This is a genomic window from Kribbella sp. NPDC048915, assembly GCF_040649595.1.
Lineage (GTDB): Bacteria > Actinomycetota > Actinomycetes > Propionibacteriales > Kribbellaceae > Kribbella.
Window position 1 is genome coordinate 41,046 of record NZ_JBEZFT010000018.1, and the last position, 25,659, is coordinate 66,704.

Sequence of the window (25,659 nt, forward strand, 5' to 3'; positions counted from 1 at the left end):
GCCAGAGGGATCGCCGTGGCTCACTTACCGATCCGGGCAGTGGGGCTGCATTATTACTGTGCCGACTTTTGGTGCACTGCTGCACGACATGCCCTGGAGACCCCAGTGACTGAGCCTGAGATCGCCAACACGGCGGACATGTTTGCACGCCTGGCCGTCGACCTGCACGACGCGCCCGGTGTCGAGGAAACGGTGGACGCCGTCGTGCAGTTCGCGCTGCACGCCTTGAGTTGTTCGTACGCCGGGCTCGTGCTCTACAGCCGCGGCGCGCGAGCCGAAGTGGTTGCGGTGACCGATCCGGTCGTCGCCGAGGTCTACGACCTGCAGCTCAGCAACAACAACGGGCCGCTCGTCACAGCGCGGCAGGAACGGACCTCGGTGCTGATCGCCGACACGACCGGCGACGATCGCTGGCCGAACTGGGCGGCCGAGGTGGCGGGACTCGGGATTCGCAGCGTGCTCGACGTACCGTTGCTCACCGGTGACGCAGCGCGTCAGGTCGCCGGTGTACTCGGGCTGTACAGCCCGAAGCCGGACGCCTTCACCGCGGACGACGAGGCGGTCGCGCACATCCTGGCGCGGCATGCCTCGGTGGCGGTGGCGTCCGCGCGCAACGAGGAGACGCTGGCGCAGGCCGTCGACGCCCGGAAACTGGTCGGTCAGGCGATGGGCATCCTGATGGAGCGCTTCGACCTGGACGCCGACCGCGCGTTCGCGATTCTCAAGCGGTACTCGCAGGACTCCAACACCAAACTGCGCGACGTCGCGCAACAGTTGATCGAGACGCGCAAACTCCCGCAGTGAGAGGAATCTGACACCGTTGTCGCCCTGGCGGCACCGGAAATGCGAGGCATACTTCGAGAGGAGCCTGACGCCGGGGCTTGTGCGGCCAGTACCGCGGACCGGGTCACGTCCCGGCGTCCTGCGCCCCGTCCCCGCGCGGCGGCTCCCCGTCGATCGACCTGCTGCCCTTATGTGTTCTCGTCGGTTCGGCCACTGTCTGTGTACGCCGGGTTAGGCTGAGGCAATGGGTGAGTGGCGGCCGCTGTCCGGCCCCTCGCGGCAGGTGGCGCTGGAGATCCTGCTCGACGGGCCACTGTCGCGCGCCGAGCTGTCCCGGCGCGTCGGCCTGTCGCCCGGCAGCTTGACCCGCTTGACCAAGCCGATGGTCGAGTCGGGCCTGCTCGTCGAGGTCGAGGGTGGTCCCACCGATTCCCGCGTCGGCCGGCCGTCCCAGCCGCTCGATCTGGACGCGAACGCGCACCACTTCGTCGGCATCAAGCTCACCGGCGACTCCGCGATCGGCGTCCTGACCACGCTGCGCGCCGACGTCCTCGCGAGTGTCGAGCACCCGATTCCGGACCCGACCCCGTCCGCGGTCGCCGACCTGGTCCTCGAGATGACCGACGAACTGGCGGTCCAGGTGCCGGGCCGGACGCCGATCACCGGCCTCGGCGTCGCGATCGGCGGCCGGGTGGCGAACCGTTCCGAGGTCCGCTGGGGCCCGTACCTGAACTGGGTCGACGTCCCGTTCGGGGAGATCCTCGCCGCGCACACCGGGGTCCCGATCGTGGTCGCGAACGACCTGACCTCGCTGACCGAGGCCACGCACTGGTTCGGCGCCGGACGGAACTCGCAACGCTTCGTCCTGCTCACCGTCGGCGCCGGCATCGGGTACGGACTGGTCATGCACAACAAGATCGTCGACAGCCCGGACGTCACGCTCGGTCTGATCGGTCACTATCCGCTGATCGCCGACGGTCCGCTCTGCGATCGCGGCCATCGCGGCTGTGCGCTCAGCCTGCTGACCGTCCCGGCGATCACCTCCCAGGTCAGCGCCGCCGTCGGCCGCCCGGTCGAGTACGACGAAGCGCTCGAGCTGGCCGCGAAGGGCGACCCGGCGGCAGGTGCGGTGATCGGCCGGGCCGGGCGCGCGTTCGGCAAACTGATCGCAGCCGCCGCGAACTTCACCATGCCCGAACTCGTCGTCCTCGGCGGCGAAGGCGTCCGGCTCGCCGAGGTCGCACACGACGACCTGCTCACCGGTCTGCACGCCGACCGGCACCCGTCGGCCGCCGAACTGCCGATGGTGCTGCAACCCGCCGACTTCAGCGAATGGGCCCGCGGCGCCGCCGTGGTCGCCATCCAAACCTTCGTCCTCGGCACCGAATAACTGGGCCGGGACCATGCACACCCACCCGGGACCGTGCACCCCGTCCCGGGACCGTGCACACCCACCCGGGACCGTGCACACCCACCCGGGACCGTGCACACCCACCCGGGACCGTGCACACCCGCCTGCGACCTTGCATACCCGCCTGGAACCTTGGACAAGCAATAACCAGTGCACACCCACCACACCCTGTGCAAGCTTCCGTCCTCGGCCCGCACGACGACCGGCGCAGCCGACCTCGTACGAACGGATATCCGACGCCGTGGCGGCGTGGCGACGTGGCGGCGTGGCGGCGTGGCGGCGTGGCGGCGTGGCGGCGTGCTGCGTGCTGCGTGGCGGTGCGGTGTGGTCGTGGGGGTTTGCGGGTCTCCGCCGCACGACGGGTTCACCCACCGTGTTGTGGGTTCCGTACCCCTCACACGGGTCAGGAACCCACAACACCATGGGTCAACCCACCCCGCGGGAACGCGCGCGGTCGTCCAGCGCGGGCGCCGACTCGATCATCCGGACCCGGGTCCGGGCCCGGCGCGCATCGGTCACAAGAGCCGAATAGCCGGGCGAACTCCCGCAGCGCTCGTCCTTGTGGATGAGGGTGGTCATACCAGGGTCGTAGGCAGACATCGTCCCATCCTCCGATGATCGGTGTCGTTGCCGAAAACAACAATGACGGTATGAATCTGGTCGAGTCCCGCCACCGCCCGGCGCCCCGTGGGATCGTCACCGGACTGGCGGAGGCGGTGGTCGATCTGTCCGCCGTCCGCGAGAACGTCCGAACCTTCAGAAAACGTGTTCCGCAGCAGGTCCTGGCGGTCGTGAAGGCCGATGCCTTCGGCCACGGTGCCGTCCCGGTCGCCCGCGCCGCGGTCGAGGCCGGGGCGACCTGGCTCGGCGTAGCGCGCGCCGATGAAGCGCTTCAACTCCGCGCGGCCGGGCTGACCGTTCCGATTCTGACCTGGCTGTACGACGCGGCGGAGCTTGTCCTGCTGGGCGATCTGGACGTGGACGTGAGCGTGTCCACGGTCGCCGAACTGCAGCGCGTCGTGTCCACCCCGAACGTCCACGCGGTGCACCTGAAGCTGGACACCGGTCTGCGCCGGGCCGGCAGTGCGCCGAATCAGTGGATCGAGCTCACCCGTACGGCGGCGCACTACGAGGCGCTCGGCGCCGTCACGGTCCGCGGGATCTGGTCGCATCTCTCGCACGGCGACTCCGCCGACGCGGTGCGGAGCGAGCGGCAGCTACAGCTCCTGCGGACCGGGGTGAGCCTTGCCCGCCGCGCCGGTCTGCGGCCGAGCGTCGTCCATCTGGCCAACTCGGCCGGCGCGGTCACGCTCGATGCGGCGGGTACCGACCTGGTCCGGATCGGCGCCGGCCTGTACGGAATCGACGAGCTCGGCATCGGCCTGCGGCCGGCGATGCGGCTGATCAGCAAACTGACCCAGGTACGCCGGATCCGCGCCGGCGAAGGCGTGTCGTACGGACACGATTTCGTGGCCGATCGCGACACCACGGTCGGCCTGGTCCCGATCGGGTACGCCGACGGCGTGCCGCGAACCGCCGTACCGCAGGCGAGTGTGCTCTGCCGCGGCGTCCGGATGCCCGTGATCGGACGGATCGCGATGGACCAGTTCGTCGTCGACGCCGGTGATCACGCGGTGGAACTCGGCGAACCCGTCACGCTCTTCGGCGACGGATCGGCCGGTGAACCAACGGTCGCCGACTGGGCTGCATGGGCGGGCACCATCCCCCACGACATCTACTGCGGCATCGGGTCCCGGGTCCCGCGCCGCTACGAGGAAGGCAACCGATGAAGATCGCGGTCGTGATGGGCGGCGCGAGCGCCGAGCACAAGGTGTCGCTGGCGAGCGGACGGGGTATCGCCAAGGCGGTCGAGATCCTCGGCCACGAGGCGATCCCACTCGTGATAGATGCCCAGGGCAACTGGACGGACGGGCAGCACGAGGCGATCGAGATCCTGCAGAGCTGTGACGTGACGATCCCGGCGCTGCACGGCGCGGGCGGCGAGGACGGCCGTCTGCAAGGATTCCTCGAGCAGTTGGGCGTGCGGTACGTCGGCAGCCGGATCGCGGCCAGTGCGATCGGCCTGGACAAGAACCTGACCAAGACGATCCTCGCGGCGCACGGCATCCCGGTAACACCCGGCGTCACCTTGCGCGGCGCCGATCTCAGCGACGCCGAGGCCGCGTTGCAGAAGCTGAAGCTCGCCGAGCTGGACTTCCCGGTGTTCGTGAAGCCGGCCAACGGCGGCTCGAGTTTCGGCGTCACCCGCGCGACGGACCGGACGACGCTGCTGGCAGCGATCGCGGTCGCCGCCGAGTTCGATCCGCAGGTGCTGGTCGAGCGGGAGATGGCCGGCCGGGAGATCGATGTCGCGGTGCTGGAGTTCCCGGACGGACGGGTCGAGACCGCACCGGCACTCGAAATCCATGCCGATCCGGAGCAGCCGTTCTTCAACGCGACGGCGAAGTACGACAGCAGCGCGACGCAGTTCGTCGTACCGGCCGAGCTTGATGCCGAAGTGGCCGAGCGACTGCGGCGGACTGCACTGGACGTGTTCGAGGTACTCGGCTGTGCGGGGCTGGCTCGGGTGGACTTCTTCGTACCGCGGGACGGCATGCCGGTGGTCAACGAGGTCAACACGTTCCCCGGTTTCACCCCGGCGTCGCAGTTCCCGCGGATGTGGGCGGCGGCCGGACTGTCGTACGCCGAGGTCGTCGACACGCTGATCCGGACGGCGGTGGCCCGCGGATGACCGTGCTGCTGACCGACGAGCGGGTCACCGGCATTCCGGCGATCGAGAACGGCGAGCCGCTGGTCGAGCTGTTCACGCGGGACGTGCTGACCACGGGGCAGCAGTTCGCGCGGGAGAGTGTGGCCGATCGGCTCGCGATGGCCGACGCGTTCCTGCCGGCCGGCATTCGGCTGCACGTGGTCGAGGCACTGCGCCCGGTCGACAGCCAGCGGCAGATCTGGGACACGTACCGCGCCGAAGTGGCGCGGCTCCATCCGGGCAGCTCGGAGCGGGACCTTGACGTGTTGGCCAGCCGGTTCGTGTCGCCGATCGACGTCGCGCCGCACGTGGCCGGCGCGGCGGTCGACCTGACGCTGGTCGGCGCGCACGGACCGCTCGATCTCGGGACCCCGATCGACGCGACGCCCGAGCAGAGCAGCGGCGCCTGCTTCTTCGCGGCCACCAATATCAGCCGCGAGGCCAGGACCAATCGCGCACTGCTCGCCGACGTCCTCACCGCGGCCGGTTTGGTGAACTATCCGACCGAGTGGTGGCACTGGTCGTACGGCGATCGCTACTGGGCCTACGTGGAGCAGCGCCCGACCGCGCTCTACGGCCCGGCCTACAGCATGAGCTGACAGCTGGTGATAGGTGCTGCCTATCAGCTCATAGGCAGCATTGCTTTGACCGCGCCGGATTGGCGACGGAATGTTGTATACATGACGAGCGAGGTCGTGACCGCCGCCCCCGTCCCGGTCCCCGGGCGCGCCCAACGAGTGCGGGAGATCGCGCAGGACCTCCGCGGTCTGCGCGGTGCGCTGATACCGATCCTGCACGCCGTCCAGGACGAGCTCGGGTACGTCGACCAGCCCGACGTCGCGGTGATCGCCGACGTCTTGAACCTCTCGGTCGCCGAGGTGCACGGCGTCGTCACGTTCTACAAGGACTTCCGGCGTACGGCGGCCGGCCGGACGACTGTCGCGATCTGCCAGGCCGAGGCGTGCCGGTCGGTCGGCGCGGTCGAACTCGCGGAGCACGCGCGCCGCACGATCGGGTGCGGCTTCGGCGAGACGACGTACGACGGCCGCGTCACGCTCGAAGAGATCTACTGCTTCGGCAACTGCGCCCTCGGCCCAGCGGTCCAAGTCGCCGGCAAACTGCACGGCCGGGTCACGCCGGCTCGTCTGGACGCACTCCTCGGGGAGGCACGATGACGTCGCGCGTCTTCGTACCGCGGGACTCCGCCGCTCGCTCCGTCGGCGCGGACGATGTCGCGGAGCGCTTCGCCGCTACACCGGCCGAGGTCGTCCGGACAGGCTCGCGCGGCATGTTGTGGCTGGAGCCGCTCGTCGAGGTCGAAACCCCCGCGGGCCGCGTCGGGTACGGTCCGGTGGCGCCGGAGGAGGTCGACGGCCTGATCGCCGCGGGCCTGCTCGACGGGGCCGAGGTCGGACCGTACCTCGGTTTGGTCGAGGAGCTGCCGTGGATGAAGCGGCAGCAGCGGTTGACGTTCCGACGGGTCGGCGTGATCGATCCGCTGTCGACCGCGGACTATGTCGCGCACGGCGGGCTGGCCGGGCTGCGTACGGCGCTCGCGATGCCGCCCGGTGACGTGGTCGAGACGGTCGTCGAGTCCGGGTTGCGCGGCCGCGGTGGCGCCGGGTTCCCGACCGGGATCAAGTGGCGGACGGTGCTCAACGCCGACGCCGACCTCAAGTTCGTCTGCTGCAACGCCGACGAAGGTGACTCGGGGACGTACGCGGACCGGATGCTGATCGAGGGCGATCCGTTCACGCTGATCGAGGGCATGACGATCGCGGCGTACGCCGTCGGCGCCGCGGAAGGGTACGTCTATCTGCGCTCGGAGTACCCCGATGCCGTGGCGACGCTGACGGCGGCGATCTCCCGCGCACGCGAGGAGGGCTGGTTGGGGCCGGACGTCCTTGGCTCAGGGTTCGGCTTCGACCTGCACGTCCGGGTCGGCGCGGGTGCGTACATCTGCGGCGAGGAAACATCGATGCTCGAAAGCCTGGAAGGCAAGCGCGGCATGGTCCGCGCGAAGCCTCCGATCCCTGCACTGGAAGGGCTTTTCGGGCGGCCGACGGTGGTCAACAACGTGTTGTCGTTGGCAACGGTTCCGGTGATCCTCGCGGACGGCGCGGCGGCATACGCGGCGTACGGGACGGGCCGGTCGCTCGGCACCAGCGTGTTCCAGCTCGGCGGGAACGTGGCGCGCGGCGGGATCGTCGAGACCGCGTTCGGCATCACGCTCGGCGAGCTGGTGAACGATTTCGGCGGCGGTACGGCGTCCGGACGTCCGGTGCGGGCCGTTCAGGTGGGCGGCCCGCTCGGGGCGTACCTGCCGGTCGACCAGTTCGAGCTGCCGATGGACTACGAGGCCTTCGCGGCGGCCGGCGCGATGGTCGGGCACGGCGGGATCGTGGTGTTCGACGAGACCGTGGACATGGCCGCGATGGCGCGGTTCGCGTTCGAGTTCTGCGCGGCCGAGTCGTGCGGCAAGTGCACGCCGTGCCGGGTCGGCGCGGTCCGCGGTGTGGAGACCGTGGACCGGATCCTGAACAGCACAGGCGGCGAAGACAGACAGCAGAATCTGGTCCTGCTCGAGGACCTGTGCGAACTGATGACCGACGGCTCGCTGTGCGCGATGGGCGGGCTGACCCCGATGCCGGTACGCAGTGCCGTCCGCCACTTCGGAGAGGACTTCCAGGCATGAACGAGCGAAGCGAGTTCATCATCCAACACTGCCCGGTCTGCGCCTCAGTCGCGCCCGGAGCGAAGCGAGGACGCGAATGAGCTTGTTGAAGGAGCCTGATTTCGGTACGCCGGCGCGCCCGGGCGCGGCGACGGTCGGGCTGACCGTCGACGGGGTCGCGGTGCAGGTGCCGCCGGGGACCTCGGTGCTGCGGGCGGCGAAGGAAGCCGGCGTCGACGTCCCGAAGCTGTGCGCGACCGACAACCTGGAAGCGTTCGGGTCGTGCCGGTTGTGCGTGGTCGAGATCGACGGCGTCCGCGGTACCCCGGCCTCCTGTACGACGCCGGTCGCGGACGGGATGGTGGTCCGGACGCAGAACGAGCGGCTCGGGAAACTCCGCCGCGGTGTGATGGAGCTGTACATCTCCGACCACCCGCTCGACTGCCTCACCTGCTCGGCGAACGGCGACTGCGAACTGCAGGACATGGCCGGTGTCACCGGGTTGCGCGAGGTCCGGTACGGCTCCGGGGTCGAAGCCGGCGCGAACCACATGCACCTGCCGACCGACTCCTCCAACCCGTACTTCGACTTCGAGGCGTCCAAGTGCATCGCGTGTTCGCGGTGCGTGCGGGCCTGCGACGAGGTGCAGGGCACGCTCGCGCTGACGATCGAGGGCCGCGGGTTCGACTCCAAGGTCGCGGCCGGTGCCGGGGTGTCGTTCTTCGAGTCCGACTGTGTTTCCTGCGGCGCCTGCGTCCAGGCCTGCCCGACGGCGACCTTGCAGGAGAAGTCGGTGGTCGAGCTCGGAATGCCGACGCGGACCGTGCTGACGACCTGTGCGTACTGCGGTGTCGGGTGCTCGTTCAAGGCCGAGTTGCGCGGTGACGAGTTGGTGCGGATGGTGCCGTACAAGAACGGCGGTGCGAACGAGGGGCACTCGTGTGTGAAGGGCCGGTTCGCGTTCGGGTACGCGTCGCACCCGGATCGGGTGCTCGAGCCGATGGTCCGGAACACGATTTCGGAACCGTGGCGGAAAGTTTCCTGGGACGAGGCGATCTCGTTCACCGCGCGCCGGCTGCGCGAGATCCAGGCCGCGCACGGCCAGGGTTCGATCGGGGCGATCACGTCGTCGCGGACCACGAACGAAGAGGTGTACGCGGTCCAGAAGATGGTCCGCGCGGTGTTCGGCAACAACAACGTCGACACCTGTGCCCGGGTCTGCCACTCGCCGACCGGGTACGGGCTGAAGCAGACCTTCGGGGAATCGGCCGGAACACAGGATTTCCGATCCGTCGACTCCTCGGACGTGATCCTGCTGATCGGGTCGAACCCGACCGACGCGCACCCGGTCTTCGGGTCCCGGATGAAGCAGCGAATCCGCCAGGGCGCGAAGCTGATCGTGATCGATCCGCGGCGGATCGACCTGGTCCGGACGCCGCACGTCGAGGCGGCGTACCACCTCGAACTGGCCCCGGGGACGAACGTCGCGATCATCAACGCGCTCGCGCACGTCGTGGTCACCGAAGGCCTGGTGGACAACGATTTCGTCGCGAGCCGCTGCGAGGACTTCGAGGCCTGGGCCGAGTTCATCGCCCGGCCGGAACACAGTCCGGAATCAGTTTCGGAAATTTCCGGCGTACCGGCGGAAAGGATCCGCGAAGCCGCCCGGCTGTACGCCACCGGTGGAAACGCCGCGATCTACTACGGTCTCGGCGTCACCGAGCACAGCCAGGGCTCGACGATGGTGATGGGGATGGCCAACCTCGCGATGGCCACCGGCAACATCGGCCGCCCCGGCGTCGGCGTGAACCCGATGCGCGGGCAGAACAACGTGCAGGGTTCGTGCGACATGGGTTCGTTCCCGCACGAGCTGCCCGGGTACCGGCACGTGTCCGACGACGACGTCCGCGACATCTACGAGAAGCTGTGGGGTACGCCGATCCTCGACGAGCCCGGGCTGCGGATCCCGAACATGTTCGACGCGGCGATCGACGGCTCGTTCAAGGCGCTGTTCGTGCAGGGCGAGGACATCGCGCAGTCCGATCCGAACACGCAGCACGTCTTCGCGGCGCTCGGTGCACTGGAACTGCTCGTCGTCCAGGACCTGTTCGTCAACGAGACCGCCAAGTTCGCTCACGTGCTGCTACCGGGGACGTCGTTCCTGGAGAAGGACGGCACCTTCACCAACGCCGAACGGCGGATCAACCGGGTCCGGCCGATCATGGCGCCGCGGACCGGCAAGCAGGAATGGGAGATCATCTGCGAGATCTCGCAGGCGATGGGCTACCCGATGCACTACGACTCGGCGGCGCAGATCATGGACGAGATCGCGCTCACCACGCCGACGTTCGCCGGCGTGTCGTTCGCGAAACTCGACGAGCTCGGGTCGATCCAGTGGCCGTGCAACGTCGAGCACCCGTCCGGGACGCCGATCATGCACTCCGACGAATTCACCCGCGGCAAGGGGCGGTTCATGGAGACCGTGTACGTCCCGACGTCGGAGCGCTCGACGCGGAAGTTCCCGCTGATCCTGACCACCGGGCGAATTCTGTCGCAGTACAACGTCGGCGCGCAGACCCGCCGTACGGCGAACGTCGCGTGGCACGCCGAGGACGTGCTGGAGATCCACCCGCACGACGCCGAGGTGCGCGGCATCTCGGACCGGGACATGGTCGCGTTGTCGAGCCGGGTCGGGCGGACCGAGCTGCGGGCGAAGATCTCGGACCGGATGCCGGTCGGCGTCTGTTACACGACGTTCCACCATCCGGTCAGCGGCGCGAACGTGGTCACCACCGACAACTCCGACTGGGCCACCAACTGTCCCGAGTACAAGGTCACCGCGGTGCAGGTCGATCTGATCCCCGAGACCGTCGCCGACGGTGCTGCACAGGAGCCGGTCATTGCCGGGAGCAACCGATGAGCGGCGGCGTCCCGCCGTACGTGCGGCTGGCGAACGAGATCGCGCGGCAGTTCGCCCACCGTGCGCCGGACGACGCCGCCACCGCCATCGCCAACCACGTGAAGGCGGTCTGGGACCCCCGGATGAAGCGGGCGCTGATCGCCCATGTGGACGCCGGCGCGACCGACCTGGACCCGGCCGCGGCGCTGGCCGCGCGGAAGCTCCAGGCCTCCTCGTGACGCCCAGCCAGGCGTCCGGGGAGCGGGATGTGTTCGACAACCCGGAGTGGGTCGGCGAGGCTGGGCCTGTGCAGGACGGCCCCGGGAAAGTTCCGACCGCCGGCCACCTCCGGGCGCGACGAGACGCGATGCCGTGGGACGTGGCCCGGCGGCTGGCGCACGCCGCGGCGGTGCCCGGGACGGTGGTGACGCGCACGCTGCACGAGGCGGACGGGTGCGTGCTCGCGACTCCGTTGGTGTCGTCGGTGACGGTACCGCCGGTGGACCGGGCCGCAATGGACGGGTACGCCGTACGCGGTCACGGACCGTGGCGGGTGGTCGGGCATGTCGAGGCTCAGCGGGCGGATGCCGGTGCGCTGGAGGACGGGCAGGCGGTGGGCATCGTCACAGGTGCCGCGGTGCCTGCCGGTGCTACGTCGGTCCTGCGGTCCGAGGACGCTGTCCTGACGGACTCTGTGTTGGAGGGACCAGCTGGGGAGGGACGGCACATTCGGCGGGCCGGCGAGGAGTGCCGGCCGGGCGAGCAACTGCTGCCTGCCGGGGTGGTGGTCGGTCCGGCCGTGCTCGGGCTGGCTGCGACGGTCGGTCTGAACCGCCTGACCGTGATCCCGCCGCCTACGGTCGCCGCTCTGGTCACCGGCGACGAACTCGTGCACCGTGGCCCGTCGGCGCCGGGCCGGGTCCGCGACGCCATCGGGCCGATGCTGCCCGGGCTTGTTCGTCGCGCGGGCGCCTCGGCTCGGGCGGTGCGGCAGCTGCCGGATTCGCGCTCGGAGTTGATGGATGCGTTGCGGTCGGAGACGAAGGCCGAGCTGGTGCTGGTGTCCGGGTCGTCGGCGTCCGGTCCGGCTGATCACTTGCGGCCTGCTCTGACCGCGCTGGGTGCGGAGTTGATCGTCGACGGCGTCGCCTGCCGGCCGGGTCATCCGCAGGCGCTCGCACAGTTGCCGGACGGACGTCTGGTGCTCGGGCTGCCCGGCAATCCGTTCGCCGCGCTGGTCGCGTTTCTGACGTTAGGCGTGCCCGTGCTGTTGCGCATGCGCGGGCTTCCGCTCGGCGATCTCCCGCAGATCGTCGTACCCGGCGGTGTCGAGTGCCATCCGCACGACACCCGCCTCGTTCCCATCCGCCGTACCGCCCACGGCGCCGTACCCGTCGGCCACGGCGGCGCCGCCATGCTCCGCGGCCCAGCCGCCGCCGACGCCCTGGCCGTCGTAGCCCCCGGCCCGTCCGAAGCCATCGCCGCCCGCCTGCTCCCCCTCGATCCCGGGGCCGTGCCATGGGGCGGCTGATCGCGCGGCGGCCGGTGGTTCGGCTGACGCCGGCCGGGTCACGTTCGCGGCCGGACTCGATCGCGGTCGAGGAGCCGCTGGAGCTGCGGGTCGACGGGAAGCCGCTCGCGGTGACCATGCGGACGCCCGGGCACGACGTCGAGCTCGCGCACGGGTTCCTGCACACCGAGGGCGTGATCGGCAGCATCGACGACATCCGCGACGCGCGGTACTGCGACTCCCGCGACGACGAGGGCCGCAACACCTACAACGTGCTCGATCTCGGACTCGCACCCGGCGTTCCCGCGCCGGTGACCGGCGTCGAGCGCAACTTCTACACGACGTCGTCCTGCGGCGTCTGCGGCAAGGCCTCGCTGGACGCCGTACGCACGAAGACCCGCTACTCCCCCGCGGACGACGACGTCACCGTGCCGTACGACGTACTCGCCGGACTGCCCGACGCGCTGCGGGCGCGGCAGCAGGTGTTCGACCGTACGGGCGGCCTGCACGCAGCGGGCCTGTTCACACCGGCCGGCGACCTGCTCGCGGTCCGCGAGGACGTCGGCCGCCACAACGCCGTCGACAAAGTCATCGGCTGGGCCCTCCTCAACGGCCGCATCCCCGCCCGCGGCCTGATCCTGATCGTCTCCGGCCGCACGTCCTTCGAGCTCGCCCAGAAGGCAGTCATGGCCGGCATCCCCATCCTCGGCGCCGTCTCCGCCCCCAGCTCTCTCGCCATCGACCTCGCCACCGAATCCGGCCTCACCCTCGCCGGCTTCATCCGCAACGGCGCCATGAACCTCTACAGCCGCACCGACCGGATCAACCTCGAGTCCGCGAAGGTCAGTACGACGTTGGCATGAACCATTGCCCACGCCGGTACCCACGCTACGAGGGGAATCCTCCACCGTCGTGCGGAAACCGTCAGGAGGCTTCGCTGGTTTGGGTGGGGGTGTTGCCTGACCAGAGGGTGGTGGCGGTGCCGGCGGTGAGGTGCTGTTCGTAGACGGCCACCTTGTGGGTGATGACGTCCAGGCACTCGGTGAGGTCTTCGATCTGGGCGCGGACGTGGGCCTGGTGGCTCTTCAGCAGCGCCAGGCGGTCGGCCTCGTTGCCGGGGCCTTGGCGGACCAATCCGGTGTAGCGGCGGATGGTGTCGAGGGGCATGCCGGACGAGCGGAACTTGATGCACATGTTCAGCCAGTCGACGTCGTCCTCGGAGTAGACCCGGCGGCCGCTCGATTCGCGGCGTACCGGGTCCGCCAGCAGGCCTTCGCGTTCGTAGAAGCGCAGCGCGTGCACGCTCAACCCGGTGCGTTCGGCCACCTGCCCGATGCTCAGTCCACCCATGATCCGCACTGTAGCTCGGGACTAGATCAAGGGCTTGAGCGCGGACAGTGCCTGCTCCACGTCGGTACGGGTTGTGTAGATGTGGAACGACACCCGCAGCTTGCCGTCGCGGACCGCGGCGCGGATGCCCGCCGCCTCGAAGGCTTGCTGGGCGCCGGGCAGGCTGGTACTGACGATCGCGCTGTTCGACGGCTCCAGCCCCAACCCGGTACGGAACTCGTTGGCGAGCGCGACGTTGTGCCGGTTGATCGTCTCGACGCCGATCCGCTCGACGAGTTCGAGCGCCGGTGCCGCGCCGACGAAGCTGAACCAGGCCGGCGACTGATCGAATCGCCGGGCACGCGGCGCCAGGTCCATCACCGGCCCGTAGTACGACCCGTGGACGTCGCGCGCGGCATACCACCCGGCGGCGGACGGACGGCAGCGTTCCTGCAGTCGCGGCGACAGGTACCCGAACGTCGCACCGCGCGGCGCCATCAGCCACTTGTAGCTGTGCGCAACCAACGCGTCGACGCCGTCGACGGTGATCGGATGCCACCCGACGGCCTGGGTCGCGTCGATCACCAGCAACGCACCGATCTGCTTGCTCGCAGCAACAACTGCGGCCAGGTCGAGGACAGTACCGGTCGACGACTGCACGGCACTCACCGCGACCAGATCGATCCCGGGCGTGATCGCCTCGACCAGCTGCGCGGACGGTACGGCGACCACCTGGACGTCACGGTCTGCGTGGACCTGCCACGGGAACACGTTCGACGTGAACTCGACGTCGTCGGTCAGGACCTTCGCACCGTCCGGCAACGACTCCGCGATCGGAGCGAGTGCGGCGGAGACCGTACTGCCGACGTACACGTCCTCGGAGTCCGCGCCGACCAGTCGCGCGAACGACTCCCGCGCCCGGGTCGTCGACTCGTCCCACGGCTCCCAGCTCGTCGCACCGACGCGCCAGTCCGCGAGCGCCGCCTGCAGCGCGTCCCAGGCCGGCTTCGGCGGCAGACCGTACGACGCGGTGTTCAGCCAGCCCGGCTCGGGATCCCACAGCGCTGCGATGTCCATGCGCCAACCCTAGGCCGCACCAACCCCGGTAAAGGGCTTGACCTAGACAAAGCTCTAGCTCCTAGCGTTCCGCGCAACGAACCTAAGGAGCTGCACACCATGCGCTATCGGACACTCGGCGGAACCGGGATCGAGGTCAGCACCCACTGCCTCGGCGCGATGATGTTCGGCGCGGTCGGCAACCCCGATCACGACGACTGCATCCGGATCGTCCACCACGCCCTCGACCGGGGCATCAACTTCGTCGACACCGCGGACATGTACTCCGCGGGTGAGTCCGAGACGATCGTGGGCAAGGCGCTGAAGGGGCGCCGCGACGACGTGGTCCTCGCGACCAAGGTGCACTTCCCGTTCACCGAGGGACGCAACCGGAGCGGCAACTCGCGGCGCTGGATCACCCGCGCGGTCAAGGACAGTTTGCGGCGCCTGGACACCGATTGGATCGATCTCTACCAGATCCACCGGCCGGACCACACGACCGATATCGAGGAGACGCTGTGGGTGCTGAGTGATCTGGTCAGCGCGGGCAAGATCCGCGCGTTCGGCTGCTCGGCCTTCCCCGCGGAGGACATCGTCGAGGCGTACCACGTGTCCGATCGGCGCGGGTACGGGCGATTTCGGACGAACCAGCCGCCGTACTCGATGATGGCGCGCGGCATCGAGGGTTCGGTGTTGCCGACCTGCCGCCGGCTCGGGATGGGCGTGCTGACCTACAGCCCGCTGGCGTTCGGCTTCCTGTCCGGGAAGATCCGCAAGAATCAGCCGTTGGAGGGGTCCGCCCGGGCCGCGCTCGCCCCCGACCGGTTCGACCCGGCGGTACCCGCGAACGCGGCGAAGTACGACGCTGTCGAGCAGCTGATCGAGGTTGCCGACGGCATCGGTGTGTCGCTCCCGGAACTGGCACTGGCCTTCGTCACCACGCATCCCGCGGTCACGTCGGTCATCGCAGGTCCACGCACGATGGAGCAGCTCGAGGGTCTGCTCAAGGCCGCCGACCTCACCCTCGACGACAAGACCCTGGACCGGATCGACGAGATCGTCCCGCCCGGCACCGACCGCTACCGAGCCGACGCCGCCTGGCAACCGCACGCCCTCACCGACATCTCCGAACGCCGCCGCCCCCTGACCGAGCGCTGACCCACCGCTGACCCACCGCTGACCCCGCCGCTGACCGACCGTTGCCGCTGCGACCGCGCCGGCAGGTCGTAGGCTGAGGGGAGGACTAACGGCGGGAGGGTCATGACGGGGACGACTCCATGGCTGTGACGATGCGGGATGTTGCGCGGGAGGCGGGGGTCTCCCCGAAGACGGTCTCGAACGTGATGAACGGCTACCCGTACATCCGCGAAGAGACCCGCAGCAAGGTGCTGGCCGCGATCGACGCACTCGGCTACCGGATGAACCTGTCCGCGCGGAACCTGAAGTCCGGCCGCACCGGTGTGATCGCGCTCGCCGTCCCCGAGCTGAGCAATCCGTACTTCGCCGAACTCGCCGACGCCGCGATCGCCGCCGCCGGCGAGCACGGCCTGACCGTCATGATCGAGACCACCGGCGCGGACCGCGAGCGGGAGCTGACCGCGCTGGCCCGGCCCCGCGGCCACCTGGTCGACGGACTGCTTTACAGCCCGCTCGGCCTCGGTCCCGAGGACGTCGACCAGCTGCGCACGCACACGCCGATGGTGCTGCTGGGCGAGCGGATCTTCCACGGTCCGGTCGACCACGTGATGATCGACAACGTCGACGGGACGAAGGCCGTCGTACGGCATCTGCTCGACCAGGGCCGGCGGCGGATCGCGGTGATCGGCATCCGCCCGGGCGAGGACGTCGGCACGGCGGCGATCCGGTACGGCGCGTACGCCGAGGCGCTGGCGGAGTACGGCGTACCGGTCCCGGAGAAACTGGCCGTGACCGGCGGGAAGTGGCATCGCTCGAGCGGCGCCGAGGCGATGGAGGAGCTGCTCGCGCTGGGCGAACCGTTCGACGCGGTGTTCGCGCTGAACGACACGCTGGCGCTCGGCGCGATCCGCGCACTCACGGCGCACGGGGTGCGGATCCCGGACGACGTCGCGGTGGCGGGCTTCGACAACATCGACGAGGCCAGCTACAGCAGCCCTACCCTGACCACGGTCGACCCGGACCGCGTGCACATCGCCCGCACCGCCGTGGACCTGCTGGTCGAGCGGATGAACGGCGACGTCTCCGAACACCGCGAAATCGTCTCGCCGTACACCCTCCACACCAGGGAATCCACCCTCGGCCCAGCCTGACCCCAGGCCGGCAAGTTGTCGGCTCATGGGCGGCGCGGACGCCCATCACTCACCAACCGCGACTCGCGATCGACTCTCCCGCTCAAAGCCGGCGTTCGCGGCCGCCGCAGCCTGGGTTAGTGAGTGGTGCAGGTCCGCCCGGGCGCGGTGCTGCCGGGCAGTGCGCCCGGTTGTCCGGAGCCGGTCAGGCTCGGGCTGAGGTCTTGACGTTCCCGGAGGCCGCGGGCATCCTCTCTACACCGATGTAGTACATCGGTGTAGATCGGTGCTCCACCCCGCCTGGAGGACAGATGCCCGCTGATTTCCCACCCTCCCGTCCCCGGCGTCGAGCAGTACTTGGTGGCCTGCTCGGCGCGCTCACGCTGACCGGCTGCGGCGCCCTCGGCGCGCTCGGCGGCAAACCGAAAGTGCGCGAATGGAACCTGTTCGGCGGCGGTGACGGCGCTCGCCTGCTGCAGATCCACGAGCAGTACGTCGCCGAACACCCGGACGTCGCGTTCGAGGCGCACACGCTGGCCTGGGGCCCACCGTTCTACACGAAGCTCGCGATGTCCGCGGCCGGCGGCCGAGCGCCCGAGGTGGCGACCCTGCACCTGTCCCGGCTGAAGGGATTCAGCCCGACGACGATGCTCGACCCGATCCCGCTGGACCTGCTGTCCGACGCCGGCGTGACCGAGTCCGACTTCCTGAAGTCGTCCTGGGACCGCGCGGTCGTCGACGGCAAGTTGTACGCCGTACCGCTCGACACGCACCCGTTCGTCCTCTACTACAACACCGAGATCTGTCAGCAGGCCGGGCTGCTCGAGCCGGACGGGCGGATCAAGACCGTCAAGGGCGTCGACGCGTTCCTCGACATGCTGCGTGCGGTCAAGGACGTCACCGGCAAGTTCGGCGCATCGGTCGAGACCACGAACCCGTGGCGGTTGTGGTGGACGCTGTACGGGCAGCTCGAAGGCGAGTTCTTCGACGAGTCCGGCACCCGGCTGGTCCTCGACGACGCCAAGGCGCTGGAAGCGCTGAACCTGATGGCGAAAATGGCCGCCGACGGCCTCACCCCGAGGTCGTCGAACTACTCGGCCCTGGTCGCGCAGTTCAGCAACGGCGACGCCGGCCTGAGTTTCAACGGTGAGTGGGAAGTCACGACGTACCAGACCGCGAAGATGCCGTTCAGCATGGCGCCGTTCCCGGTCGTGTACGACGTCCCCAAGTACGCCGGTGACGCGCACACGTTCGTGCTGCCGCACCAGAACCACCGGAACGAGGACGACACGTTGGCGACCGTCGAGTACATCGCCTGGATGCTGAAGCACAGCGCGGACTGGGCCGCCGGCGGCCACGTCCCGGCGTACCAGCCGGTGGTGCAGAGCGAGGAGTACCTGAGCCTCAAGCCGCAGGCCGAGTACCGCAGCGTCGCACCGGACGTGCTGTTCGATCCGGACGCCTGGTTCAGCGGTTCGGGCGCGCAGTTGCAGAACGAAGCCGGCGCGGCGTTCAGCGGCGTCTACTCCGGCCAGGCGACGCCGCAGGCGGCGCTCGCGCAGTTCAAGGCCGCCACCCAGAAGCTTCTCGACACCCCGTCCCCGGTCTGAGGAGGTCGATCATGGCCGTTGAAACACCACCTCGAATCACCGAAACAAAGCCGTCGACCGCCGTGCAGCCGGGCACCGGGCAGCCGTGGCAGGAGCGGTGGGGCGGGCTGTTCTTCGTGGCGCCGTTCCTGCTGCTGTTCGCACTGTTCATGCTCTGGCCGACCGTGTCCGGGCTCTGGAACAGCTTCTTCAACACCAGCCTGGCCGGCGTCAAACAGGAGTTCCTCGGTCTGCAGAACTGGCGGGACCTGTTCGGCGACCCGGCCGTCTGGTCCTCGCTGAAGAACACGCTCGTGTTCACGGCGATGAGTACGCCGCCGCTGGTCGTGATCGCGCTCGTGATGGCGCTGCTCGCCAACCGCCGGGGCGTCTTCGGCTGGCTGCTGCGGTTCGCGTACTTCGCGCCGTTTGTGCTGCCCGCGACCGTCGTCACCCTGATCTGGGTGTGGATCTACCAGCCCGGCTTCGGCCTGGTGAACGGGCTGCTGACGGCCGGCGGGTTCGCCGAGATCGACTGGCTGAACACCGAGAACCGGGCCATGCTCGCGGTGGTGATCACGACCGTCTGGTGGACGATCGGGTTCAACTTCCTGCTCTACCTGGCCGCGCTGCAAGGCATTCCCCAGCAGGTCTACGAGGCGGCCGCGATCGACGGCGTGAACGGCCGGCAGCAACTGTTCCGGATCACGCTGCCGCTGCTCAGCCGGACGACCGGTCTGATCGTCGTCCTGCAGCTCGTGGCCTCGCTGAAGATTTTCGACCAGATCTACCTGATGACCAACGGCGGCCCGAACTACGCCACCCGGCCGATCATCCAGTACATCTACGAGTCCGGCTTCACCAGTTACCGGATCGGCTACGCGTCGGCGATCTCGTACCTGTTCTTCGCGATCATCGTGATCGTCGCGGTGGCGCAGTTCAGACTGTTCAGCGGCCGAGGGGAGTCGGAATGACCACGATGACGTTGCCCGCGACCGCACAGTCACCGCGTCCGTCGCGCTGGACGTTCCCGAAGGCGGCGAGTGCCGTCGGGGCGATCATGCTCGCGATCGTCTGGCTGGTTCCGTTGCTCTGGGCCCTCGACACATCGTTGAAGCCAGAGCCGGAGACGACCCGGGCGCCGATCACCTGGTTGCCTGAGGCACCGACTGTCGACGCCTACCGGAGCGTGATCGGACAGGGCGATCTGATCCGCTGGTTCCTCAACAGCACGGTGGTCGCAATTCTCGTGACTGCACTGACGCTGGTCGTCTCGGTACTCGCGGCGTACGGCTTCTCGCGGACGACCTTCCCCGGGCGGAAGGTCCTGTTCGGGCTGATCATCGCCGGCATCCTGGTGCCGCCGCAGGTGCTGATCGTGCCGCTGTTCCAGGAGATGACCAGCCTCGGCCTGGTCGACACGTACTGGGGGATCGTGCTACCGCAGGTGGTCGCGCCGGTGATGGTGTTCGTCCTGAAGAAGTTCTTCGACGGCATCTCCCGCGACTACGAGGACGCCGCCCGGGTCGACGGTGCGACCCGCTGGCGGATCGTCTGGAGCGTGATGGTGCCGATGTCGCGGCCGATCCTCGTTGCCGTCGGCATCTTCACCTTCATCGGGGCCTGGAACAACTTCCTCTGGCCCTTCATCGTGACCACCGACCCGTCAATGATGACGATCCCGGTCGGCCTCGCCAACGTGCAGGGGTCGTACGGCCTGCGCTACGCCCAGATCATGGCCTCCGCGGTCCTGGGCGGCCTTCCCCTGCTGATCGTCTACGCCTTGTTCCAGCGCCACGTCGTCCGCGGTGTCGGCGACGCCGGGATCAAGGGTTAGACATCGCGCCTGATCCACTGCGACAGAACCACTGCGCCCGGAACACATGACAGGAGCAACCTGGTGCCCACTGCCAACGTCACCATCGACCCGGCGTTCACGATCGCGCCCGTGAACCGCCGGACCTTCGGAACCTTCGTCGAGCACATGGGCCGGTGTGTCTACACCGGTATCTACGAGCCCGGCCATGCCACCGCAGACGAGGACGGTTTCCGCAAGGACGTCCTCGAACTGACCCGTGAGCTGGGAGTTTCCGTGGTCCGGTATCCCGGCGGAAACTTCGTTTCCGGCTACCGCTGGGAGGACAGCGTCGGCCCGCGCGAGTCCCGGCCGCGGCGGCTCGACCTCGCCTGGCACAGCGTCGAGACCAACGAGTTCGGACTGGACGAGTTCAGCCGCTGGTGCAGCAAGGCCGGCGTCGAGCCGATGATGGCGCTCAACCTCGGCACGCGGGGCGTCCAGGAAGCGCTCGATCTGCTCGAGTACGCCAACCACCCCGGCGGTACAGCGTTGTCCGACCTGCGCGAGCAGCACGGCGCGTCGCCGTACGGGATCAGACTGTGGTGTCTGGGCAACGAGCTCGACGGGCCGTGGCAGGTCGGCCACAAGACGCCGACGGAGTACGGGCGGCTCGCGGCCGAGACCGCGCGGGCGATGCGGATGATCGAGAAGGATCTCGAGCTCGTCGCCTGCGGTTCGTCGTCGTCCCGGATGCCGCTGTTCGGTACCTGGGAGCGGGACGTGCTGCGGGAGACGTACGAGTTCGTGGACTACATTTCCTGCCACGCGTACTACGGCAACGACGACGGCGACACCGCCTCGTTCCTGGCGTCCGCGGTGAACATGGACCACTTCATCGACTCGGTCGTGGCGACGGCCGACCATGTCGGCGCGGAGCTCAAGAGCAGCAAGAAGATCAGCATCTCGTTCGACGAGTGGAACGTCTGGTACGGCGCACGCTCCCGCCGTACCGACGGACCGGCCGACCAGTGGGAGGTGGCGCCGCGGCGGATCGAGGACGAGTACAACGTCACCGATGCCGTTGTCGTCGGCAACCTGCTGATCTCGCTGCTGCGGCACAGCGACCGGGTCGGCGTCGCCTGCCTCGCGCAGCTCGCGAACGTGATCGCACCGATCATGACCGAGCCCGGCGGCGCGGCGTGGCGGCAGCCGACGTTCCACCCGTTCGCGATCACGTCCCGGCTCGCAGCCGGTCAGGTGCTGCGCGTGGAAACCGTTTCGCCGCTGGTCAGCACCGAGAAGTACGGCGAGGTTTCCGCCGTTGACGCGGTCGCGACGTACGACGACGGCAAGCTCGCGGTGTTCGCGGTCAATCGGTCGACCGAGGGGCCGATCGAGGTCACCATCGACGTCGGCCGGTCGGGCGTGACGCGGGTCGAGGAGGCCGTGATCGTGCACGACCAGGACCCGCTGGCGACGAACTCGGCCGACCTGCCCGACCGCGTCACCCCGCAGCCCCTCGCTGCGCAGCTGACCGACGGCAAGCTGACCATCACCTTGCCGGCAATCAGCTGGACCGCGGTCTCGCTGACGGTCTGATCGCCACCCTTCCGCCGGTCCTGGGGCCCGGTCCGGGGCTCTCAGGGCCGGCGGAAGTGGGTGAGGTGGATGCCGGGGGCAACCTCGAGGTCCCCGATCTCGATGTAGCCGCGGGACTTGTACAGCGTGACCGCCGGGAGGTTGGCCGCCCCGGTCGAGACCAGGCTCACCGGTCGCGGCTCGACGCGGTCGAGCTCGTCGAGCAGCGCCCGGCCGTGACCGCGGCGGGCGTGCGCCGGGTCCACGATCAGGCGGGTGATCTCGACGGTGTCGTCGGTGACCTCGTACGCGACGGCGCCGACCAGCGTGCCACCGTCGTACCGGCCGAGCCAGCGTTCGGTGGACGCCATCAGACCGGCGAGATCCTCCTGGAGCGGCGGGATGCCGTCGAAGCCGATCAGCTCGGCCTCCACGGCGTACGCCGCATGCTGGATCGCCAGCAGACGCTCCGCGAGGTCCCGGTCGGAGAGGTCCAGTGGTGTGATCACCCTGGTCAGGTTACGTGCTGCGGTCAGGTCACCTTCCAGTAGCCGAGGGCCTTCACCCGGTGCTTCGGTACCGCCAGCTCCTTCAGGGCGTACGACGAGAGCGCGCGGGTGGTCGTGGTGTCGCAGGCGATCCAGACGTACGCGTCCGGGGTGACGAGGTCGCGGAGATCGGCCTTCACCTGCTCGACCATGTGCGATCGCGGCACGGTCCGCAGCTCGTGATGCTCCGCGAGGCGGAACGGCAGGCCGCGGTCCGCGTCCCGCGTGGTCTCGAACCAGATCGTGGCCGGCAGCTTCGGGGCGACCGCGAGCAGCGAGTTGATGGCGGGCAGCGAGGCCGGGTCGCCGACGACCAGCAGCCGCGGCGGCAGAGGATCCGGCACCTCGAACTCGGTCCCCTGCACCGTCGCCTCGATCGTGTCGCCCGGCTGGGCCTTCCGCGACCAGTCGCTCGCGCAGCCGTCGTGCAGCGCGAACTCGAGGCTGAACGTGCCCGCTTCGACATCCGGATCGACCAGCGTGTACGCCCGCTGATGCGGCTTGCCCGCGTTGTCGAACCAGAGCCGCACCCACATCGTCGGGTGCACGCCGAGCGCCCGCAGCAGGCCGCCGTCGGTGAAGTGCACGCGGCGGTAGTGGTCGGTGACCTGCTCGGCGCCGGTCACGGTGAAGGTGAAGTCCTTCGCCCGGAAGAGCTTGAGCACCACGCCTTCCCAGCCATGCCTCACGATGGACCTCCAGCGAGAATTGCGGTTGTCGGGACGGATCGCTGCCGGGTAAGTTAGCGCAGCCTAACCTAACTGAAAGTGGGGGCTTTGTGAACGCGAGGGTGTTCCGGGACACGTACGGCGTACCGCACCTGCAGGCCGGGGATCCGCTCGCGTTGGCGTACCTGCAAGGCGTGAACGCGTCCCGGGACCGGGCCTGGCAGCTCGAACTGGAGCACCGGCGCTTTCTCGGGACGACCGCCGCGTTCCTCGGGCCGGAGGCGGCGCCATGGGACGTCTTCGCGCGACAGGTGCGCTTGGCGGACACGGCGCGCCGCTGCTTCGAGTCCCTCGACGACGAGACCCGCGAGTGGATCACGGCGTACGTCGAAGGGGTGAACCATGCCCTGCCGGGTGGAGCCCTGCGGGCGCCCGAGTTCGCCCAGACCGCACTGACGGTGCAGGAGTGGGAGCCGTGGACGCCGCTCGGGATCTGGCTCGCGGTGCACATCCTGTTCGCCGGATTCCCGACGAAACTGTGGCGGACGCATGTCGCGGAGCGGCTCGGCAACGAGGCCGTGGAGCTGTTCAGTTCGGAGGGGCCGCACGGGGCCGGCAGCAACGGCTGGCTGATTCCCGGGGCACACACCGCGTCCGGGCAGGCGATCGTCGCTGGTGATCCGCATCGGTACATCGAGAATCCGGGCGTCTACCAGCAGCTCCGGCTCACCTGCCCGGAGTACGACGTCTTCGGGCTGGCCGTTCCGGGCGTCCCAGGGCTCGCTCACTTCGGGCACACCGGCAGCGTCGCGTGGGCGATCACCAACGCGATGGCCGACTACCAGGACCTGTACGCCGAGCAACTTCGCCGAACCGCGTCCGGCGTCGAGGCGCTCGGGCCGGACGGTTGGGAACCGGCAACGTCTCACACCGAGGTGGTGGATGTCGCCGGCGCGGACGCCGTCGAGATCGAGGTGGTCGAGACGGCCCGCGGCCCGGTGATCACGCACGGACTCGGACAGGCGACGTCGTTGCGGTACCCGCCGCGCGTGACCGGGCGGCTCGGGTTCGAGGTCCTGCCTCAGTTGCTGCGCGCAACGACCGTCGACGACGTGGATGCTGCTGTCGACGGCTGGGTGGAGCCGGTCAACGTGGTACTTGCGGCCGACACCGCCGGTGGCCTCCTGCACCGCGCGGCCGGGGTCGTGCCGCGGCGGTCGCGGGAGAACATGCTGCGAATCGTGCCGGCGTGGGAGGCGCGGTACGCCTGGGACGGCTGGCACGAGATGCCGCGGGCCGCTGTGGACGGGCCGGCGGTGATGGCCAACGCCCGGGAGCTGACGGCGGCGTTGGGTGTCGAGTTCGCGGCGCCGCACCGGGCCGCGCGGATCCGTGAGCTGGTGAGCTCGCGCGACGACTGGACCGTCGAGGACATGTCTCTCATCCACACCGACACGTATCTGGGCTCGGCCGGATCGGTTCTGGATCTGCTTGCCGGCCTGACGAACCTGTCCGACGCGGCCGTTGCCTTGCGCACCGAGTTGCTCGCGTGGGATCGGCACATGGACGGTGCGAGTACGACGGCTTCGACGTACGCCGCCGTACGCAAGGGGCTGGTGTCGCGACTGACCGATCACTTCACGATGCTCGAGGGCGCTGAGGTGGCTGAGGTCTTCGCACCGTGGATGGACCCGCTGACACACGTGTCGTTCGCGCTCGAGAACCTGCTCGCCACCGAGTTGCCCGGGATCGACACGAGTTGGCTGGCGCGTGAAGCGCTCGAGGAAGTCGCGGCCGCGGGGCCCCGGCCGGCGTGGAGTGAAACGCATCAATTGGCGCCGCTGCACATGTTGCGCGGTCCGGTCTTCGCGCCGGGCGAGGAGCCGATGGATCTCGGGTTGTCGGGCGATCACCACTGCGTGCTGTCGACGTCGAGCCTGCCCGGGCTGACCGACGTGTGCATCCGGGCGTCGGCGGCGCGGTACGCGTGGGACCTCGCCGACCGCTCGTCGAGCCGCTGGGTGGTGCCGCTCGGCGCGTCCGGCGTACTCGGGGATCCGCATCACCATGACCAGCTGCCGTTGTGGCTGGCCGGGTCGTTGGCCCTGATGGACGCTCCGGTCGAGCGGGAGGACCGGTCGTTCGAGGTTGCGGTCGAGGGATTCGGCACGGTGCGTGTCGAGGAGGCGGATCCGGAGCGCGATCTCGAACTCATCCACGGGTGGGTGACCGCGGAGCGGGCCGTGTTCTGGGGCATGGGCTCGATGACGCGGGACGAGATCGCGGCGACGTACCGGTTCCTGGACTCGGTGCCCACGCACCACGTGTACGTCGTGCGGCTGGACGGCGAGCCGGTCGCGCTGCTGCAGACCTACGACCCGCAGGCGGATCCGGCGGGCGCGGCGTACGACATCCAGCCCGGGGACCTCGGCGTCCATCTGCTGATCGGTCCAGGTGAGGCGCGCGCTGGTTTCACCGGCCAACTGATCCGCGTCCTCGGCCGCTTCGCCTTCGAGCACCTCGGCCACCCGCGCATCGTCGTCGAGCCCGACGTCCGCAACACCCGCGCAATCGCCCGCTTCCGCCGCTCCGGCTTCATCCTCGGCCCCGAAGCCAAGATCCAACACCCCCACGGCCCCACCAAAACAGCCCAATTCGCCTTCCTCACCCGCCCGCCCGAATAACCCACCCACCGCCCGGACCCCCCGCCGTACTTCCCGGTAGGCTTGAACTAGCAACCGGAGCGCTTGAACAGGAACCGGCGGGCTCGAACAGGAAC

General features: G+C 69.2%; 23 protein-coding genes. 18 read left to right on the top strand and 5 right to left on the bottom strand.

Annotated features, from left to right (window positions below):
• Window positions 1–138 precede the first annotated feature (138 nt).
• The gene (locus AB0B82_RS12615; protein WP_360166065.1) at window positions 139–804 is read left to right on the top strand and encodes a GAF and ANTAR domain-containing protein; all 666 of its coding nucleotides are present in this window, start codon (window positions 139–141) and stop codon (window positions 802–804) included.
• Window positions 805–1,027: 223 nt separating this feature from the next.
• On the top strand, window positions 1,028–2,173 hold the full coding sequence (locus AB0B82_RS12620; protein WP_360165930.1) for an ROK family transcriptional regulator: 1,146 nt from the start codon (window positions 1,028–1,030) through the stop codon (window positions 2,171–2,173).
• A 447-nt stretch (window positions 2,174–2,620) separates the two neighbouring features.
• Here AB0B82_RS12620 and AB0B82_RS12625 read toward each other — a convergent pair whose 3' ends face one another.
• The gene (locus tag AB0B82_RS12625) at window positions 2,621–2,794 is read right to left on the bottom strand and encodes a hypothetical protein (RefSeq protein ID WP_360165933.1); all 174 of its coding nucleotides are present in this window, start codon (window positions 2,792–2,794) and stop codon (window positions 2,621–2,623) included.
• A 50-nt stretch (window positions 2,795–2,844) separates the two neighbouring features.
• Between AB0B82_RS12625 and alr the strand changes: the two genes are divergently transcribed.
• The 9 genes from alr to fdhD all read left to right on the top strand — a co-directional run bounded on the left by alr (window position 2,845) and on the right by fdhD (window position 12,910).
• Entirely contained in the window at window positions 2,845–3,984 is a 1,140-nt protein-coding gene (gene alr / locus AB0B82_RS12630) for an alanine racemase (RefSeq protein WP_360165936.1), read from the top strand.
• Complete coding sequence (locus tag AB0B82_RS12635) at window positions 3,981–4,946, top strand: D-alanine--D-alanine ligase family protein (RefSeq protein WP_360165939.1); 966 nt, start codon at window positions 3,981–3,983, stop codon at window positions 4,944–4,946. The genes alr and AB0B82_RS12635 overlap by 4 nt, the downstream gene beginning before the upstream one ends.
• Window positions 4,943–5,563, top strand: coding sequence for a M15 family metallopeptidase (locus AB0B82_RS12640; RefSeq protein ID WP_360165942.1), 621 nt, complete (start codon window positions 4,943–4,945; stop codon window positions 5,561–5,563). The genes AB0B82_RS12635 and AB0B82_RS12640 overlap by 4 nt, the downstream gene beginning before the upstream one ends.
• 81 nt (window positions 5,564–5,644) lie before the next feature.
• A complete protein-coding gene (locus AB0B82_RS12645) occupies window positions 5,645–6,139 on the top strand; it encodes an NAD(P)H-dependent oxidoreductase subunit E (protein WP_360165945.1) in 495 nt (164 codons plus the stop codon).
• Complete coding sequence (locus AB0B82_RS12650; RefSeq protein WP_360165947.1) at window positions 6,136–7,659, top strand: NADH-ubiquinone oxidoreductase-F iron-sulfur binding region domain-containing protein; 1,524 nt, start codon at window positions 6,136–6,138, stop codon at window positions 7,657–7,659. The genes AB0B82_RS12645 and AB0B82_RS12650 overlap by 4 nt, the downstream gene beginning before the upstream one ends.
• A 76-nt stretch (window positions 7,660–7,735) precedes the next feature.
• A complete protein-coding gene (gene fdhF, locus AB0B82_RS12655; protein ID WP_360165950.1) occupies window positions 7,736–10,558 on the top strand; it encodes a formate dehydrogenase subunit alpha in 2,823 nt (940 codons plus the stop codon).
• The gene (locus AB0B82_RS12660) at window positions 10,555–10,776 is read left to right on the top strand and encodes a formate dehydrogenase subunit delta (protein ID WP_360165953.1); all 222 of its coding nucleotides are present in this window, start codon (window positions 10,555–10,557) and stop codon (window positions 10,774–10,776) included. The genes fdhF and AB0B82_RS12660 overlap by 4 nt, the downstream gene beginning before the upstream one ends.
• The gene (locus tag AB0B82_RS12665) at window positions 10,773–12,068 is read left to right on the top strand and encodes a molybdopterin molybdotransferase MoeA (RefSeq protein ID WP_360165956.1); all 1,296 of its coding nucleotides are present in this window, start codon (window positions 10,773–10,775) and stop codon (window positions 12,066–12,068) included. The genes AB0B82_RS12660 and AB0B82_RS12665 overlap by 4 nt, the downstream gene beginning before the upstream one ends.
• Entirely contained in the window at window positions 12,056–12,910 is an 855-nt protein-coding gene (gene fdhD / locus AB0B82_RS12670; protein ID WP_360165959.1) for a formate dehydrogenase accessory sulfurtransferase FdhD, read from the top strand. Before AB0B82_RS12665 ends, fdhD begins: the two co-directional genes overlap by 13 nt.
• 61 nt (window positions 12,911–12,971) lie before the next feature.
• Here the strand turns inward: fdhD and AB0B82_RS12675 are convergent, their stop codons facing one another.
• Both AB0B82_RS12675 and AB0B82_RS12680 read right to left on the bottom strand, forming a co-directional pair.
• A complete protein-coding gene (locus AB0B82_RS12675) occupies window positions 12,972–13,397 on the bottom strand; it encodes a MerR family transcriptional regulator (RefSeq protein ID WP_360165962.1) in 426 nt (141 codons plus the stop codon).
• Window positions 13,398–13,418: 21 nt separating this feature from the next.
• A complete protein-coding gene (locus AB0B82_RS12680) occupies window positions 13,419–14,453 on the bottom strand; it encodes an aminotransferase class V-fold PLP-dependent enzyme (protein ID WP_360165965.1) in 1,035 nt (344 codons plus the stop codon).
• Between the two features lie 99 nt (window positions 14,454–14,552).
• Here AB0B82_RS12680 and AB0B82_RS12685 point away from each other — a divergent pair, with 99 nt between their 5' ends.
• The 6 genes from AB0B82_RS12685 (at window position 14,553) to AB0B82_RS12710 (ending at window position 21,685) form a co-directional block, all read left to right on the top strand.
• On the top strand, window positions 14,553–15,590 hold the full coding sequence (locus tag AB0B82_RS12685; RefSeq protein WP_360165968.1) for an aldo/keto reductase: 1,038 nt from the start codon (window positions 14,553–14,555) through the stop codon (window positions 15,588–15,590).
• A gap of 119 nt (window positions 15,591–15,709) precedes the next feature.
• Window positions 15,710–16,720, top strand: coding sequence for a LacI family DNA-binding transcriptional regulator (locus AB0B82_RS12690; protein WP_360165971.1), 1,011 nt, complete (start codon window positions 15,710–15,712; stop codon window positions 16,718–16,720).
• 290 nt (window positions 16,721–17,010) lie between these two features.
• Entirely contained in the window at window positions 17,011–18,309 is a 1,299-nt protein-coding gene (locus AB0B82_RS12695) for an extracellular solute-binding protein (RefSeq protein ID WP_360165974.1), read from the top strand.
• 11 nt (window positions 18,310–18,320) lie between these two features.
• Window positions 18,321–19,262, top strand: coding sequence for a sugar ABC transporter permease (locus AB0B82_RS12700; RefSeq protein WP_360165977.1), 942 nt, complete (start codon window positions 18,321–18,323; stop codon window positions 19,260–19,262).
• Window positions 19,259–20,125 (top strand): carbohydrate ABC transporter permease, encoded by an 867-nt coding sequence (locus tag AB0B82_RS12705; RefSeq protein ID WP_360165980.1) that lies wholly within the window; start codon window positions 19,259–19,261, stop codon window positions 20,123–20,125. The genes AB0B82_RS12700 and AB0B82_RS12705 overlap by 4 nt, the downstream gene beginning before the upstream one ends.
• Window positions 20,126–20,188: 63 nt before the next feature.
• Window positions 20,189–21,685, top strand: a complete 1,497-nt coding sequence (locus AB0B82_RS12710) for an alpha-N-arabinofuranosidase (protein ID WP_360165983.1) — start codon at window positions 20,189–20,191, stop codon at window positions 21,683–21,685.
• Window positions 21,686–21,726: 41 nt separating this feature from the next.
• Here AB0B82_RS12710 and AB0B82_RS12715 read toward each other — a convergent pair whose 3' ends face one another.
• Together AB0B82_RS12715 and AB0B82_RS12720 are read right to left on the bottom strand one after the other, a co-directional pair.
• A complete protein-coding gene (locus AB0B82_RS12715; protein WP_360165986.1) occupies window positions 21,727–22,173 on the bottom strand; it encodes a GNAT family N-acetyltransferase in 447 nt (148 codons plus the stop codon).
• A gap of 23 nt (window positions 22,174–22,196) precedes the next feature.
• Window positions 22,197–22,901 carry a siderophore-interacting protein gene (locus tag AB0B82_RS12720; protein WP_360165989.1) on the bottom strand — a complete coding sequence of 235 codons (705 nt, stop codon included), beginning with the start codon at window positions 22,899–22,901 and terminating at the stop codon, window positions 22,197–22,199.
• 89 nt (window positions 22,902–22,990) lie between these two features.
• Between AB0B82_RS12720 and AB0B82_RS12725 the strand changes: the two genes are divergently transcribed.
• Window positions 22,991–25,564, top strand: a complete 2,574-nt coding sequence (locus AB0B82_RS12725; RefSeq protein ID WP_360165992.1) for a GNAT family N-acetyltransferase — start codon at window positions 22,991–22,993, stop codon at window positions 25,562–25,564.
• Window positions 25,565–25,659: the final 95 nt, after the last annotated feature.